This is a genomic window from Gluconobacter japonicus (genome assembly GCF_002723975.1).
Lineage (GTDB): Bacteria > Pseudomonadota > Alphaproteobacteria > Acetobacterales > Acetobacteraceae > Gluconobacter > Gluconobacter japonicus.
Map to the genome: position 1 here is coordinate 84,149 of NZ_BEWO01000007.1, position 13,758 is coordinate 97,906.

At 58.7% G+C, this 13,758-nt stretch carries 9 protein-coding genes; 1 reads left to right on the forward strand and 8 read right to left on the reverse strand.

Annotated elements, in window-relative coordinates; all coding sequences use genetic code 11:
• Positions 1-34: 34 nt before the first annotated feature.
• From GJA01_RS06710 to GJA01_RS06735, 6 genes are all read right to left on the reverse strand, one after another.
• Positions 35-940, reverse strand: coding sequence for a Tim44 domain-containing protein (locus GJA01_RS06710; RefSeq protein WP_062504021.1), 906 nt, complete (start codon positions 938-940; stop codon positions 35-37).
• Positions 940-2,274, reverse strand: coding sequence for a TldD/PmbA family protein (locus tag GJA01_RS06715; protein ID WP_062504022.1), 1,335 nt, complete (start codon positions 2,272-2,274; stop codon positions 940-942). The genes GJA01_RS06710 and GJA01_RS06715 overlap by 1 nt, the downstream gene beginning before the upstream one ends.
• Entirely contained in the window at positions 2,271-3,536 is a 1,266-nt protein-coding gene (locus GJA01_RS06720) for a M16 family metallopeptidase (protein ID WP_062504023.1), read from the reverse strand. Before GJA01_RS06720 ends, GJA01_RS06715 begins: the two co-directional genes overlap by 4 nt.
• Positions 3,537-3,602: 66 nt before the next feature.
• Positions 3,603-5,003, reverse strand: coding sequence for a threonine synthase (thrC, locus tag GJA01_RS06725; protein ID WP_062504025.1), 1,401 nt, complete (start codon positions 5,001-5,003; stop codon positions 3,603-3,605).
• A 22-nt stretch (positions 5,004-5,025) separates the two neighbouring features.
• Positions 5,026-6,030 carry an SdiA-regulated/phytase-like domain-containing protein gene (locus GJA01_RS06730; protein ID WP_172794472.1) on the reverse strand — a complete coding sequence of 335 codons (1,005 nt, stop codon included), beginning with the start codon at positions 6,028-6,030 and terminating at the stop codon, positions 5,026-5,028.
• Positions 6,031-6,067: 37 nt separating this feature from the next.
• A complete protein-coding gene (locus GJA01_RS06735) occupies positions 6,068-6,424 on the reverse strand; it encodes a hypothetical protein (protein WP_062504027.1) in 357 nt (118 codons plus the stop codon).
• Positions 6,425-6,577: 153 nt separating this feature from the next.
• On the opposite strand from GJA01_RS06735, the gene GJA01_RS06740 reads away from it, so the two are divergent.
• The gene (locus GJA01_RS06740; RefSeq protein ID WP_062504029.1) at positions 6,578-8,266 is read left to right on the forward strand and encodes a tetratricopeptide repeat protein; all 1,689 of its coding nucleotides are present in this window, start codon (positions 6,578-6,580) and stop codon (positions 8,264-8,266) included.
• Here GJA01_RS06740 and GJA01_RS06745 read toward each other — a convergent pair.
• Both GJA01_RS06745 and mutS read right to left on the reverse strand, forming a co-directional pair.
• Positions 8,235-11,081, reverse strand: coding sequence for a [protein-PII] uridylyltransferase (locus GJA01_RS06745; RefSeq protein WP_062504031.1), 2,847 nt, complete (start codon positions 11,079-11,081; stop codon positions 8,235-8,237). The genes GJA01_RS06740 and GJA01_RS06745 overlap by 32 nt on opposite strands.
• Positions 11,078-13,708, reverse strand: coding sequence for a DNA mismatch repair protein MutS (mutS, locus tag GJA01_RS06750; protein WP_099282312.1), 2,631 nt, complete (start codon positions 13,706-13,708; stop codon positions 11,078-11,080). The genes GJA01_RS06745 and mutS overlap by 4 nt, the downstream gene beginning before the upstream one ends.
• Positions 13,709-13,758: the final 50 nt, after the last annotated feature.

Genomic DNA, 13,758 nt, shown 5'->3' on the forward strand with positions numbered 1-13,758 from the left:
CGTGATTACCCTGATCCGCTTCTGAGGAAGTTTCTCAGCCACCCTGCTGGATGGCTGAGAGGATCCAGTTTCCGCGCCCGTCAGCGCGAACAAACGTCCAGAGTTCCGTGACTGTAACCGGCTCGGTCGAACTGCCGTCAATGACATTACCAAACGAGTCTGTCGTCACGTCGGTCATTGAATACTGCATGGCGACTGTGGCGTAGGTCAGGTTGCGTTCACGCCAGGCTTCCGAAAGGTCACCCCGCAGGAAGCGGACGTTGGAAACGATATTCCGTGCGCCACGGCTCGCCAGATCGGACAACTGTTCGTTGAAGTAGCCTGCCATTTCCGGCGTTGTCATGGACGACAGGGCGCGCATGTTCTGTGCGCTCCAGGCAGACTGGATGTCGAGCAGCAGACGCTGGAAGCTGGTGTAATCGTCGTTGCTCAGCGTCACTGGCGCATTGCCGCTGGCTGCACCAAAGGGCGTGGCAGCAGATGAACCGGAGGCGCCCTGACGGCGGTTAAACAGGCGCAGAACGAACATGATTAGCGCGCCAATCACGAAAACCTGGAACAGGAAGCCGAGGATCGACGTCCCGCCTGTCATACCCCCAAAGAAACCGTGCCCACTCAGCATTCCAAAAAGCCCAGCCCCCAGTAGACCGCCTGCAAAGCCCGTCATGAACGGGTGGCGGTTGGGGAAAGAGGGACGGTACCCTGGTGTCATGGGCGCCATAGGGCGAGGGGCGGCGGACTGGGCACCGTAGTTGGACTGCGGCGTCATGGTCCGGTCCATCGGGCGTGTCCAGCTCGGCGTAATGGAGGTCCGGGGAGGCGCGCTCCAGGTACGGGATCCACGGCTGCCCATGGACGACCCTCCACCCGGACGGGCATCAGCGGAACCCAGCACACAGAGAAGTGCACAGGCGATAGAGAAAAGACGAAAATTACGCATCAAAGTCCTGCAATGCTCATGCCATCAATCCGGATGCTCGGCGCATTCACGCTGTTCCGGAAGGAAAGATCACTGGCTGGAACCATCCGGGTGAACATGTCCCGCAGATTCCCGGCAATCGTGAGTTCCGCTACCGGCTCAGCAAGTTCACCGTTGCGGATCATGAAGCCGGAAGCCCCACGGCTGTAATCCCCCGTCAGCATATTGACGGACGACCCCATGAGTTCCGTAACCAGAATCCCTTCCTTTATATCGGAACGCAGTTCAATGGCGGAAAGATCACCCGGTGCAAGATGAAGATTTGTCACACTTGGACTTGGCGGCCCCGAAACGCCCCGGCTGGCCCGACCATTTGAACGCAGGTCCAACTGGCGGGCGCTCCGTGAGTCCAGCAGCCATGTTTGCAAAACACCGTCGATGACGAGATCCAGAACATTGGCTGCACAGCCTTCCCCATCGAATGGACGCGAAGCAGGACCGCGGACAAGGCGTGGATTGTCCCTGACCGTCAGACCTGTGCTGAGGATTTGTGTCCCCATTGCTTCTTTTAGGAAGGACGTACCGCGCGCAATCGACGCACCATTGATCGCGCTGACCAGATGTCCGAGCAGACTGGAGGAAACGCGGGGATCATAGATGACGTCATAAGTGCCGGTTTTGGGGCGGCTTGGATTGATGCGGGCAACAGCGCGTTCACCAGCGAGGCGCCCAACGCTCTCAGGCGCGTCCAGATCTTCCAGATGGACGGTGCTGTGATACGCGTAATCGTGCTGCATGGACACCCCTTCGCCCGCAAGAACGCTGGCGCTGAGGGAGTGGCCGGTGCGGCTGTAGCTGCCCATGAAGCCAGCGGACGTGCCTAAGGCAATCACAGTGCGGCCGTGTCCGACGGATGCGCCGTTAGTGTTGGTGACGCCTGATACCGCCAGAGCGGCCTCCTCGGCTTCTCGGGCGCGGCTCAACAGGGTGTCCATATCTGGTGATGCCGTGTCGGACAGATCTAGCCCTTCAGCATCGAAATGCCCGATCATGGCGTCAGGAGCTACCCCTCCAAAGCGGTCTTCCGGCACCACCAGCGCCATGGCGCAGGCCTGTTCTGCCAAGCGATCAAACTCAGCATCATCCAGCACGCTTGTCGAAACGGAAGCTGCTTTCTGGCCACGGAAAACCCGCAGACCGAGGGCTACGCTTTCAGAGCGCTCGATGCCTTCGGGAATGCCTTTCCGCACCATGGCGGACTCGGATTCGTTCCGGATGAAAATGGCGTCGGCATGGTCGGCGCCGTGACGTTTTGCCGCAGCAAGAAGGGCTTCAACGTGACGGGTTGTACTCATGCGGCAAGCCTCGCGGTGATGTCGTCCATCGTCGGCATGTTCTTGACCGGACCGATGGCGGTGAAGGTTGGTGTGCCAGCGAAGATTTCGCGGGCGACGCGCAGGATGTCCTCTTCCGTCACGGCATCAATCTTTCCGACCGTTTCGGTTACGGTGACAGGGCGGCCATGGATCTGGATCTGGCGAGCGAGCTGTTTACAGCGGCTGCCTGTGCTTTCCAGAGACATCAGCAGAGAAGATTTAAGCTGTGCGCGGGCACGGGAGAGTTCTTCCGCTGTCAGGCCATCCTGAAGGCGCTTGAGTTCGTCGATCATGACCGGGACAAGCTCGGCCGTCTCGGCTTCACCAGTGCCTGCGTAGAGGCCGAACAGTCCGCTGTCGCTGAAGGGGGAGGCGAAAGAATAAACGCTGTATACTAGGCCACGGCGTTCCCGGATTTCCTGGAACAGACGTGAAGACATGCCGCCACCCAGAAGGGTGGAGAGGATCATAACCGCGTAATGATCGGGGTGGTGATAGCTCACGGACGGGAAGCCCATGACCAGATGGGCCTGATCCAGTTCGCGTGTCGTGCGCAGGTCACCACCCGCATAAGCTGCTCCACGAGGGCGCGGCGTCTGATGCGTTGGAAGGTCCCGGAAGTGCTCTTTTACCAGATCGACAACCTGCTGATGATGCAGGTTTCCGGCGGCGGCGATGGTGATGTTGTGCGTGGTATAGTGCTCACGCATGTAGCCCATCAGTGTCTCACGTGTCATGCCTGAGACGAGCTGTTCTGTACCGAGTGTCGGGCGACCCATGGGCTGTTCCGGGAAAGCGCGTTCCTGAAACTGGTCGAAGATGATGTCATCCGGCGTGTCATTCGCCTGACCGATTTCCTGAAGGATCACGCCGCGTTCACGCTCGATTTCGGCATCCAGAAACGTGCTGTGCGTCAGGATATCGCCGATGATGTCCACGCCGAGAGCCAGATCTTCTTTAAGAAGTTTGACGTAGTAGGCTGTGGTTTCACGGGCGGTATAGGCATTGATGTAACCGCCGACATTCTCGATTTCCTCAGCAATACGGGAGGCAGAGCGGCGTTCGGTTCCTTTGAAAGCCATGTGTTCAAGAAAATGGGACACACCGTTGTTTTCGGCGGTCTCGTCACGGGTGCCAATCGAGACATATGCCCCGAACGAGATCGTCTCAACGCGATCCATGCGTTCCGTAATGATGGTCAGACCGTTGTCGAGCGTAGTGACTTCAATCGTATCGGGCATGAGTTTCCGTAAGTCATAAAAAGACAGGCTCCCTGAGATGGGGAGCCTGCGGGAAGGAACAAGGTATTAGTGGCTTTTGAGATGGGTACGGACCGCATCCTGAATGCCAGTGATCTGACTGCTCATCGTGTCATAGCGTTCCGGACGCTCGAAAAGATCAGCCAGATGTGGAGGCAGGGCAGCTCTGATGCCGGTCGCTGAGAAGACTGCATCCGGGAATTTGGCGGGATGAGCCGTCGCGGCGGCGATCATCGGAATACCGGGTTCCTGAAAGCGTTTGCCGACAGCCAGACCGATGGCCGTATGCGGATCAGCCAGATAGAGGCTCTCATCATAGAAATGACGCATGGCTTCGCTGGTCTGCTCATCATTGAGCGTCATACCATCGAAGACGTCTTTCATGCGCGTCCAGGCATCATGCGGAACAGCCATACGGCCAGTTTCGCGGAACTCTCTCATGATCGCAGCGCAACGCGTTGGGTTACGGTCCAGAAGTTCGAACAGGAGGCGTTCGAAGTTGGACGAAACCTGAATATCCATCGACGGCGACAGGCTGGGCTCAACCGTGCGGACGCTCATGTCGTTTTCCAGAAGGAAGCGCGTGAGAATGTCGTTGCGGTTTGATCCGATGCACAAACGGCGGATGGGGAGGCCCATCTGGCGGGCAGCCCATGCCGCAAGCACATTACCGAAATTGCCAGTCGGAACGGAGAAAGACACTTCCCGATCTGGCGCGCCGAGAGCCAGCGCTGCACGGACGTAATAGGGAATCTGTGCGGCGATACGTGCCCAGTTGATGGAATTGACGGCGGACAGGGAGACTTCGTCCCGGAACGGCTGGTCGGCGAAGAGCGCCTTGACGATATTCTGACAGGTATCGAAGTCACCTTCGACAGCAATATTCAGAATGTTGTCGTCCGGTACAGTCGTCATCTGGCGACGTTGGACTTCCGAGGTGCGACCCTTCGGGTGGAGAATCACAACCGAGAGGCGTTCACGGCCTCGGCAGGCTTCAATGGCAGCCGAACCGGTATCGCCGGATGTTGCGCCGACGATCGTGACCTTCTGGTTTCGCTGGGTCAGAACATGGTCGAACAGGCGGCCAAGCATCTGCATCGCCATATCTTTGAAGGCGAGCGTCGGACCATGGAACAGTTCGAGCGAGAACAGATCCTGCTCGACTTCGCAAAGCGGTGCTACGGCCGCGTGATCGAAACCGGCATAGGCATCCCGGGCCATATCGCGCAGGGTATCGCGATCAATGGCACCTTCAGAGAACAGGGAAATGACTTCAGCCGTCAGATCTGCGTAGGACAGGGAGCGCCAGTCCCGGAATGTCTGGGGGCTGATTTTGGGCCATGTCTCCGGCATGTAGAGACCGCCGTCTCCAGCAAGGCCGGCAAGCAGAATGTCGGAAAAGTTGGGGGCGTCGGCGGTCAGGTCGCCGCGAGTAGATCGGTAGCGCATGCCGCCTTTATATCACGACCTTCTATGGCAAGGCGATGCGAAGAATGTGCGGTTTTCCATCTTCTGATGTCAGAACACTGACCTCATGATCGCCTGAAACCGCCAGTGCCCCAGCATCAAGAAGACGTTTGTCCCGAAGAAGGATCAGCGGATTGCGGTCGCTACCGAATTTCAGCAATGCCCCATCAGTGATGTCAGACATATAGAAAATATTGTCTGCGGACAGGGTGAGACCGCCCAGGCTAGGTGTGTCACGCCATTCAACAATCCCATCAAGTTGTTCCACGGGCGTGAAAGCCGGGTCGGTAAGAAGGGCGCTGCCAATACGATAAAGGGGACCACAGGCTGGCATATAGAACAGCCACTGGCCTTTGGCATCCAGCGCTAGAAACCGCACATTTCCGCCTGTCAGCGGATGATTGTCAGGACCATTGGTTATCTGGTCGTTCCGTTTAAGGGGGCGGCGACCTGTTACGGAGGGATCATAGGGAAGAAAACGCTGCGCCTTGCCGTCTTTGAGGGCCACTACAACGAGAGCAGCCTGTCCTTCATCGGTCAGATAAGCGTAATTTCCATCGACCTGAATGGCCGTGAAACGGCTGTCTGCGCTATGGGCACCTTGAAGAGGAATTGTTTGAAGCAGTTTTCCGTCTGAGGATAACTGAACGAATGCGGCTTCTGGGGAGGCAGCAAGTCCCCAAAAAATGCTGTCTTGTTTGGTGAGCGCGGAAAGAGGCGGAATTTTTGCTCTTTCAGCCCCACTCTCAGGAAACGGATGTTCCTGATTGGCCGAATCGATGAGGACAGGCCGCCCATCTACATCCAGCCCCAGGAGAGACAGGGCATTATGTCGCGTCAAGGCTGTCAGCCGCACATTCTCAAGTTGGACATCCGTCGTAATCTTTGCTGTCTGAGGAGCGTCTTTCCACGGATGATCGGCATACGCAGGAAAAGCGAACAGACAGGACGTTCCCAGAAGAACGGCGGAGACGGAATGTAGAAGCCAGCTTTTCATGGTTCGAGACATCGGCCTGTCTGGAAAATTTGACAAGACCGAAAAGGGATTAATTCTCCAGTGTCAGCTCTGAGCAGGCTTTGTCAGTAAACTTCGCACTTGGAGAAGATGAGCCTGCTTTTTCCGGAATGCGGGAATCCTGGTTTGTTGGGCGCGGCGCTGGGCGCGGATTGGATAGCCAGGGGGCATGTTCATGCTCCACAGGGAAAAGAACAGCCGCATGCATCAGGAGAGCGGAATCGATGGTCTGGCATTCAATGGACCAGCGTTGATCGGGCATACGGGAAATGTAGTGCCCTGACGCAGTTTGTCTGACTTCAATCGGGAAGGTTCGTGTCGTCATACCCTGACGGACTGTCGCGAAAACCAGGCCGGGAACATTGCCTGTCCGTTGTTCAAGATGCATGGTCAGACGCCTCTGATTGTCTTGTTCACACGCACCATGCTGTCCAAAGACTGAATACTTCGTTAACGGCTTTTAATATTCACCGGATATATCGGTACGTTGTGACGGAGATGTACCGGCTCTTCTTTCTCCTTCCGGTTTGACGGAAACACGATGCGCAGCCTTTCTTCTGATCCCACCCGATATGCTTTTAAGTTCTTTGCGCGGGGAGATCTGAGCGAAGCGGCGCGCTGTTTCCAGGATATTCTGACGTCTGATCCGACGCAGCCGGATGCTTTGCATGGTATGGCCTGTCTGGCGCGTGCCAACGGCCGAAACGCTGTGGCGATTGCGCTGTGTGGAAAGGCTCTTAAAGCGGCTGAGGGCCTCCCGGCATCCCGGCTGGCCCGTATTCATCTCACGATGGGTCTGGCCTTAATGGCGGAAGGTCATTCGGAGCCTGCACGTGCTGCTCTTGTGGTGGCTCAAACGCTTCAGCCTTCTGATCCGCGTACGTTGGCGGCTCTTGGTGAAGCGTTGCTGCTTCTGGGGCGGAGAGACGAGGCGAAAGAGGCCTTTGGAGAAGCGGTCAGACTTGCTTCAGATGATACGGGTTATCTGATGAGGCTGGGGCAGATTTATCTTGAGGATGGTCAGGGGGAGCAAGCTGTTATCTACTTTGAAACAGTCACGCGCCGCTGTGCACAGGACGGACGGGCCTGGGCAAATCTCGGAGCCGTTCTGTTCGGGCTCGGGCAGTATGGAGAGGCGCGGGAAACTTTACTGCGGGCCTGTGAACTGGGGCCGCGAACGGCGGAGACTCTGAATAATTTTGGTCTTGTTCTGATGGCGCTGGGAGATTTGCCACAGGCGCGATCCATTCTCGAAGAGGCGCTGTCGCTTCGACCGGAGGATGGCCGTGTTGCCAACAGTCTGGGTACGGTTCTCATGGAAATGGATGAGGATACCGTAGCGGGAGCGCTTTTTAGGGCTGTTATGGAGCGCGAGAGCGGTTTTGACCGGGAGCAGGCACGCTTTAACCATGCGACACTTCTTCTGGGTCAGGGCGTTTTTGCTCAGGGATGGAAGGAATTTGAAAGCCGCCATTCTCTGTTGGGATATAGGCCTCAGGTTTCCGCCTGGGATGGTTCCCCCGGGGAAGAACCGATTGCGGTCACGGCGGAGCAGGGGCTGGGTGATAGCGTGCAGTTTCTGCGGCTTCTGAGGGAAGCTGCAAAGCGCCGCCCTTTGAGGCTTCAGTTCCCGGCTGCTGATGTTGTGTCTTTCATGCCTCAACTGGGGGCATCCCGAATTCTGGATCGCCAGGGCCCGGTAGAGAGCGAAGTCAGTCTTCTCAGCTTGCCGTTTGTTCTGGGTGTTCAGGGCGCACCAGACCAAAAGCCTTATCTTGAAACAGGTTTGGACCCGGTACCGAAGACGATTGGTGTGTGTTGGGCGGGCAATCCATCATACCGCTTTGATTCGAGACGTTCGTTGAAGCCAGAGTGGCTGGACCCGTTGAGAGACGTTTCAGGCTTGAGATTCGTGTCTCTTCAGCGGGGAGAATGTCCGGACTGGATGGAAAAGGTCGATCTCTCGACTTTGCGGGCTCTGACACGTGCTGTCAGCCAATGCGAACTGGTGATCAGCGTTGATACGTTGGTTGCTCATGTTGCGGGGGCGACAGGCCGCCCTCTTTGGCTTCTCAATCGGCGAGGAGGAGACTGGCGTTGGAAAGATGTGTCCTGGTACCAGAATGTTCGACAGTTTCGGCCTGACGGATTTCTGCCTGAGGACTGGCCACTCGTTATTGAACGAGTGGCCGAAGCCCTTAGAGTGTGGGAGCGGCAGCCGACTTCTTGACAGGGAGTGGTGTCAGTGAAGACAGCAGGGAGTCACGGATATGGGCCAGTCGAGCCGGGTCCGTGATTTTCATGCCCAGAAGATCGCGGACGTAGAAGACGTCCACGGCGCGCATCCCGTAAGTCGTAATATGGGCCGAGGAAATCTGAAGGGATTGCTGGCTCAGGGTCCGCGTAATGTCATGGAGCAGGCCTGGTCTGTCACGGCCATTGATTTCAATGACGGTATGACGGTCTGAGGCTGTGTTATCCATGACCACTCGGGGCGGAACATGAATGGCGCGCATCCGGCGCGATGCGCCACGGTGGCGGGCTTCGGCAATTCCCTTTTCCAGATCCAGACGACCAGACAGAGCCTGCTCAACGAGATGATTCAGACGACCAAGCTGGTGCGGGTCTTCGAAAGAGCATCCATCTGCGTCCTGAACCCAGAACGTGTCCAGAGCCATCCCGTCGCTGAGCGTGTGAATTCGGGCGTCTACGATGGAAGCGCCGGCAACGGCGAGGGCTCCGGCGATCTGTGAAAACAGGCCCGGATGATCAGCGCAGAGCACGGTCAGCTCCGTCACGCCACGGTCCGGAATGGGATAAGCTTCTACCGTAACGGGAGAGCGATAGCGGTCCGAATCGTGGATCATGCGGGCGTGGCGCATGTGCGTGTCGGTATCGAAGCCCAGCCAGTAGCTTGGGTAGCCGAGGGACAGGAAGTGTTCGACGCTGCTCTCGGGCAGGAGCGGGGTCAGGCCGTCGCGGGCAAGTTCGCGGGCATGGCTGACGCGTCCATCCTGTTCCGTAGCGGCCAGTCCGCCTTCCAGAACTTCGGCAACACGGGAAAACAGTTCGCGCAGCAGCGTTGCTTTCCAGGCGTTCCAGACTTTCGGGCTGACGGCGCGCATGTCTGCGATGGTTAGCAGGAGCAGGAGGCGCAGGCGTTCCGGAGACTGGATGGTGTCCGCGAGATCCAGAATGGTGCGTGGATCGTCGATGTCACGGGTGAAGGCTGTCTGCGAGAGCAGGAGATGATGCAGGACCAGCCAGGAAACGGTGTCTGTTTCTTCCGGATCAAGGCCAAGCTGCGGGCAGATTGTGAGTGCCAGCTCCGCTCCGAGTTCCGAATGATCACCGCCACGGCCTTTGGCGATGTCATGCAGAAGAACGGCGACATACAGGGCACGACGGGAGCGTAGATCCTTGGCCAAGGCATAAGCCAGCGGAATTTCATCCGCCATGTGCCCCGCTTCGATCTGCCCCATCATGCGGACGGCCTCGATGATGTGCTCGTCCACCGTATAGATATGATAGCTGTCGAACTGCATCTGCCCGACAACGCGGGACCAGTCTGGCAGCAAACGTCCGAGCAGGCCGGTTTCGTTCAGAATGGGGAGCCAGAACGGAACATTTTTCGTCTCATCCGCACTGGGTTCGCAGAGCAGGTTCAGGAAGATCTGAGCCGTTTCCGGATCATCCCGAAGTTCGACCGCATGACGTTCGTTGCGAATGAGTTGCTGGATGGCGAGGGGGTGAAGTTCCAGATCGTGGCGACGGGCACAATCCAGCATGCGGAACATGTCACGCGGATTTTTCGCGAACGTCACGGGTTCGACAGGGCACAGACGCCCCGCAATGCGCTCGAAGCCTTCAGGTCCGGCCAGGGTTTCCGGCTGGGTGTCGCTGGCCTGATCCTGAAGGCGCATCAGGACGATGGGCTGAAGCACATGCGTCAGACGCATGACATCACGGGCCGTCAGGAAATAGTGGCGCATGAAGCGCTCGACACCACGCTGACGACCGTGTGTCGCATAGCCCATGCGACCACCGATGACGGGTTGAACATCGAAGGTCAGACGTTCTTCAGCACGGCCGGTGATGTAGTGAAGATGCAGGCGGACCGTCCAGAAAAAATCCCACGCACGCCGGGCGCGGTGGGTTTCACGGTTAGTCAGGAGGCCAAAGGAAATGAAGGACGGTGTGGGCACAGCTTCGGCTGGGGCTGCCGTCTGGTCAACCGTCGTAATCGCGCAGCCAAGGGCGGCGCGGCCCATCCAGTTCAAGGTCTGGAGGTCTCTCAGGCCGCCACGACCTTCCTTGATGTTGGGCTCCACCATGTACGGATTGTCGCCAAAGCGGCGGTGACGAAGTTCGCGCTCTTCAATTTTGCCGCGTACGAAATCGCATAGCGTATCGTTCTGAAGATCGGCACCAAGGGCAGAGCGCAGGTCACGGGCGAGGGTACGATCTCCGTAAAGTGGACGCAGATCCAACAGGGCCGTACGGATCGTCAGATCTTCCGCGACGTCCTTGATGCAGGCGCTGATGGAGCGGGTGGCATGGCCGACGCGCAGACCGAGATCCCATAGGGCGTAGAGAATGAACTCGATTCGGATCGTGAGGGCAGCGGATGCGTCTTCCGGAATCAGGAAGAGAATATCGATGTCACTGAAAGGCGCGAGAAGGCCCGCACCATAACCGCCTGTCGCACAGAGACAGAGCGGTTCGTCGGATGCGCCGTCCTGCCGGGCCGACAGGTCTGCCAAGGCGTAGACAACGCTGTCTGCCTGAGCCGCAAGGGCACGTGCGGCTGCGATACCGGAGATCTGGCGGGTTTCAAACCGCTGACGGATGGCCGCGTGGCCGTTGCCAAGGTGGCGACGGAGGACGGAGAGAACATCTTCACGGGATGTCTGCCCCTGGGCTGCAGCATTCTGGAGAGCTGCTTGCAGCGACGGGGTCATGGCTTTGCGGTCAGACAGGGTCGTATCCGTATCGTCAGCGAAAGGGGAAGGATGACTTTCGCCCCAGAAACCCGCTTTTTTCAAGTCCTGTCTCCTGAGGCGAGGCGTTTAAGTTCATATAATGCCGCTAATGCTTCCCGGGGAGAGAGTTCATCGGGATTTAGCGTTGTGAGTGCTTCCAGGGCGGGCGATTGTGGCTCTGATGTCTCACTGGCCGGGTCTGGTGTGTCCGCCACGGCTTCAAATAATGGCAGGGAAGAGCGTGCTTCGGCCTGTTCACGTTCGAATGTTGCTAGCAGGCGCGAGGCACGATTGACGACCGACTGCGGGATGCCTGCAAGCTTGGCGACATGCAGCCCCCAGCTTTTCCGTGCCGATCCGGGGCGGACTTCATGCTGGAAGATGACTTCGCCGCGCCATTCCTTCACGGCCATGGTGTAAGGTGCGAGACGAGGAAGAAACTCCGTCAATGCACCGAGTTCATGGAAATGCGTGGCGAAGATTGTGCGGGAGCCGAGTTGCGTATGGAGCGCTTCAAGCGTGGCCCAGGCGATGGAAAGACCGTCCAGCGTGGCCGTGCCCCGACCAATTTCATCGACGACGACGAGGGATTTCGGTCCGGCCTGATTGAGAATGGCGGCGGTCTCGGTCATTTCAACCATGAAGGTCGAGCGCCCTCGAGCGAGATCATCCGCGCCACCGACGCGGGAAAACAGCCGGTCCACAACGCCGATTCTGGCGCTTTTTGCGGGTACAGGCAGTCCGGCCTGCGCCATGATGACGGCCAGTGCTGTCTGGCGGAGGAAGGTTGATTTGCCGGCCATGTTTGGGCCGGTGAGGAGCATGGCGCGATGTTCAGGCGGTAGCTTGCAGTCATTGGGAATGAAGCGTGCGTCTGCACTTCCTGATTCTGCCAATGCGGCTTCTACAACGGGATGGCGACAGGCGACGAGTTCAAAATCGGTCCCGTCTGTGACGTCCGGGCGGCACCATGATCCGCCTTCGGACAAAAGCGCGCAGGAGCGCAGGACGTCTGCCAACGCCAGAAATTCCGCCACTTCGTCCAGAGCAGGGGTCTGGAGAATATGCGTGCAAAGCTCGGCAAAGAGGCGGCGTTCCAAGGCGCTCGCTTTGTCGGCGGCTTCCAGAATGGCGCGGTCCAAAGCAGCGAGTTCTTCCGTTGAAAAACGGGCGAGGCTGGCCGTACCCTGACGGAAGGACAGTTCGGGCCGGTCTTTCAGCTTCGCACCGGCGGCGGACGGCACTTCGATGACATAGCCGAGCTGGGCGTGATGGCGGATCTTCAGATTGCCGATGCCGTATTCTTCCGACAGTCGCCCCTGAAGGGCAGCGACAATCCGCCGGCTCTCGTCCCGGAGCGTGCGATAACGATCCAGTTCTTCATTAAATCCGGCAGCAATGAACCCGCCATCTTCAATACGGGCCGGGAGATCTTCGGCAACAGCAGCTTTCAGGCGATCGAGGAGGGTGTCTGCCCTGCCATATAATCCGGCTGTTAGAGTACGGATCAGCGTTGGGGTTTGTTCGTCGCAAACGGGCTGCAATAAGCCGGTGAGATCATCTGCGGCGATCAGCGTGTCCCGAATGGCGGCAAGGTCACGGGGCTGGCCGCGCCCGGCAGACAGGCGCCCAAGAGCGCGTGCCGGATCGGGGGTGCGTTTAAGAATGTCACCCAGCGATCCCACGAGGCCCGGTATGGACTGGAGCCACAGCCAGGCGTTTTGTCGGTCCGTAATCTGTTGGGCGTTGGTGAGCGGCGAGGACAGCCATTGTGAAAGAAGGCGTGAGCCGGCGGCTGTAGCCGTGTGGGAGACGACGCCAAAGAGACTGTACTTCGTTTCGCCATCGCGGGTGCGGAGAATGTCGAGGCTCGCGCGGGTGGCCGGGTCGATTCCCAGAACGCCGCTGACACCCTGTGGGATGGGGCGGGACAGGCGTGGAAGCGCACCGGCCTGACTGCGTTGAACGTAATTCAGAGCCATGGCACAGGCGATGGCCTGCTCGTCCGGGAAGTCTCCCAGCGCATCCAGTTGGGCGACGCCATAGGCGCGGGCGATCAGAGTGCGGGCACTATCTATGGTCGGCGGGACGGCAACCGGCGCCAGACGGCTCGCATAGTCAGAGGGAATGAGTTCCGGATCGGACAGAACTTCCGCTGCATCGAGCCGGGCCATGAGTTCTGGCAATGCGGCTTCGGGAACGGATGTTGTTTCGAAAGCCCCGGTCGAAATATCGATCCAGGCGGCGCCGATCATGCTGGAACGGCGCGTTCCGGATCGGGCAATGGCCAGCAGAAGATTGGCCCGTCCGGCTTCCAGCAGTTCGTCTTCGGTCAGGGTGCCGGGGGTGACGACGCGGACGATGGCGCGGGGGAGTGGGCCTTTCTGGCCCTTTTGCGGAGACTGTGTCTGTTCGGCGACGGCGACGCGGAAGCCGCGGCGGATCAGGCGGGACAGATAGGCTGGCGCGGCGGCGACGGGCACACCGCACATTGGAATCGGCTCGCCATTGTGGTTGCCACGGGCTGTCAGAGCGATATCGAGCGCCATGGCTGCTGCCTGCGCGTCCCCGAAGAACAACTCGTAGAAATCCCCCATGCGGAAGAACAGCAGAGCATCCGGCTCCTGATGCTTCAGGTCAAACCACTGAGCCATGGAGGGCGTGGCATTCGCAGCAGAAGGCAGGGGCATGAACGTGCCGATGGGTCCAGTCTCCGGTAGTGAAAGGGGAGGGGCGGGAA

Coding starts and splice junctions, on each gene's coding strand:
- GJA01_RS06710 (WP_062504021.1), bottom strand. CDS start 940: ATGCGTAATTTTCGTCTTTTCTCTATCGCCTGTGCACTTCTCTGTGTG.
- GJA01_RS06730 (WP_172794472.1), bottom strand. CDS start 6,030: ATGTCTCGAACCATGAAAAGCTGGCTTCTACATTCCGTCTCCGCCGTT.
- thrC (WP_062504025.1), bottom strand. CDS start 5,003: ATGCGCTACCGATCTACTCGCGGCGACCTGACCGCCGACGCCCCCAAC.
- GJA01_RS06715 (WP_062504022.1), bottom strand. CDS start 2,274: ATGAGTACAACCCGTCACGTTGAAGCCCTTCTTGCTGCGGCAAAACGT.
- mutS (WP_099282312.1), bottom strand. CDS start 13,708: ATGCCCCTGCCTTCTGCTGCGAATGCCACGCCCTCCATGGCTCAGTGG.
- GJA01_RS06740 (WP_062504029.1), top strand. CDS start 6,578: ATGCGCAGCCTTTCTTCTGATCCCACCCGATATGCTTTTAAGTTCTTT.
- GJA01_RS06735 (WP_062504027.1), bottom strand. CDS start 6,424: ATGCATCTTGAACAACGGACAGGCAATGTTCCCGGCCTGGTTTTCGCG.
- GJA01_RS06720 (WP_062504023.1), bottom strand. CDS start 3,536: ATGCCCGATACGATTGAAGTCACTACGCTCGACAACGGTCTGACCATC.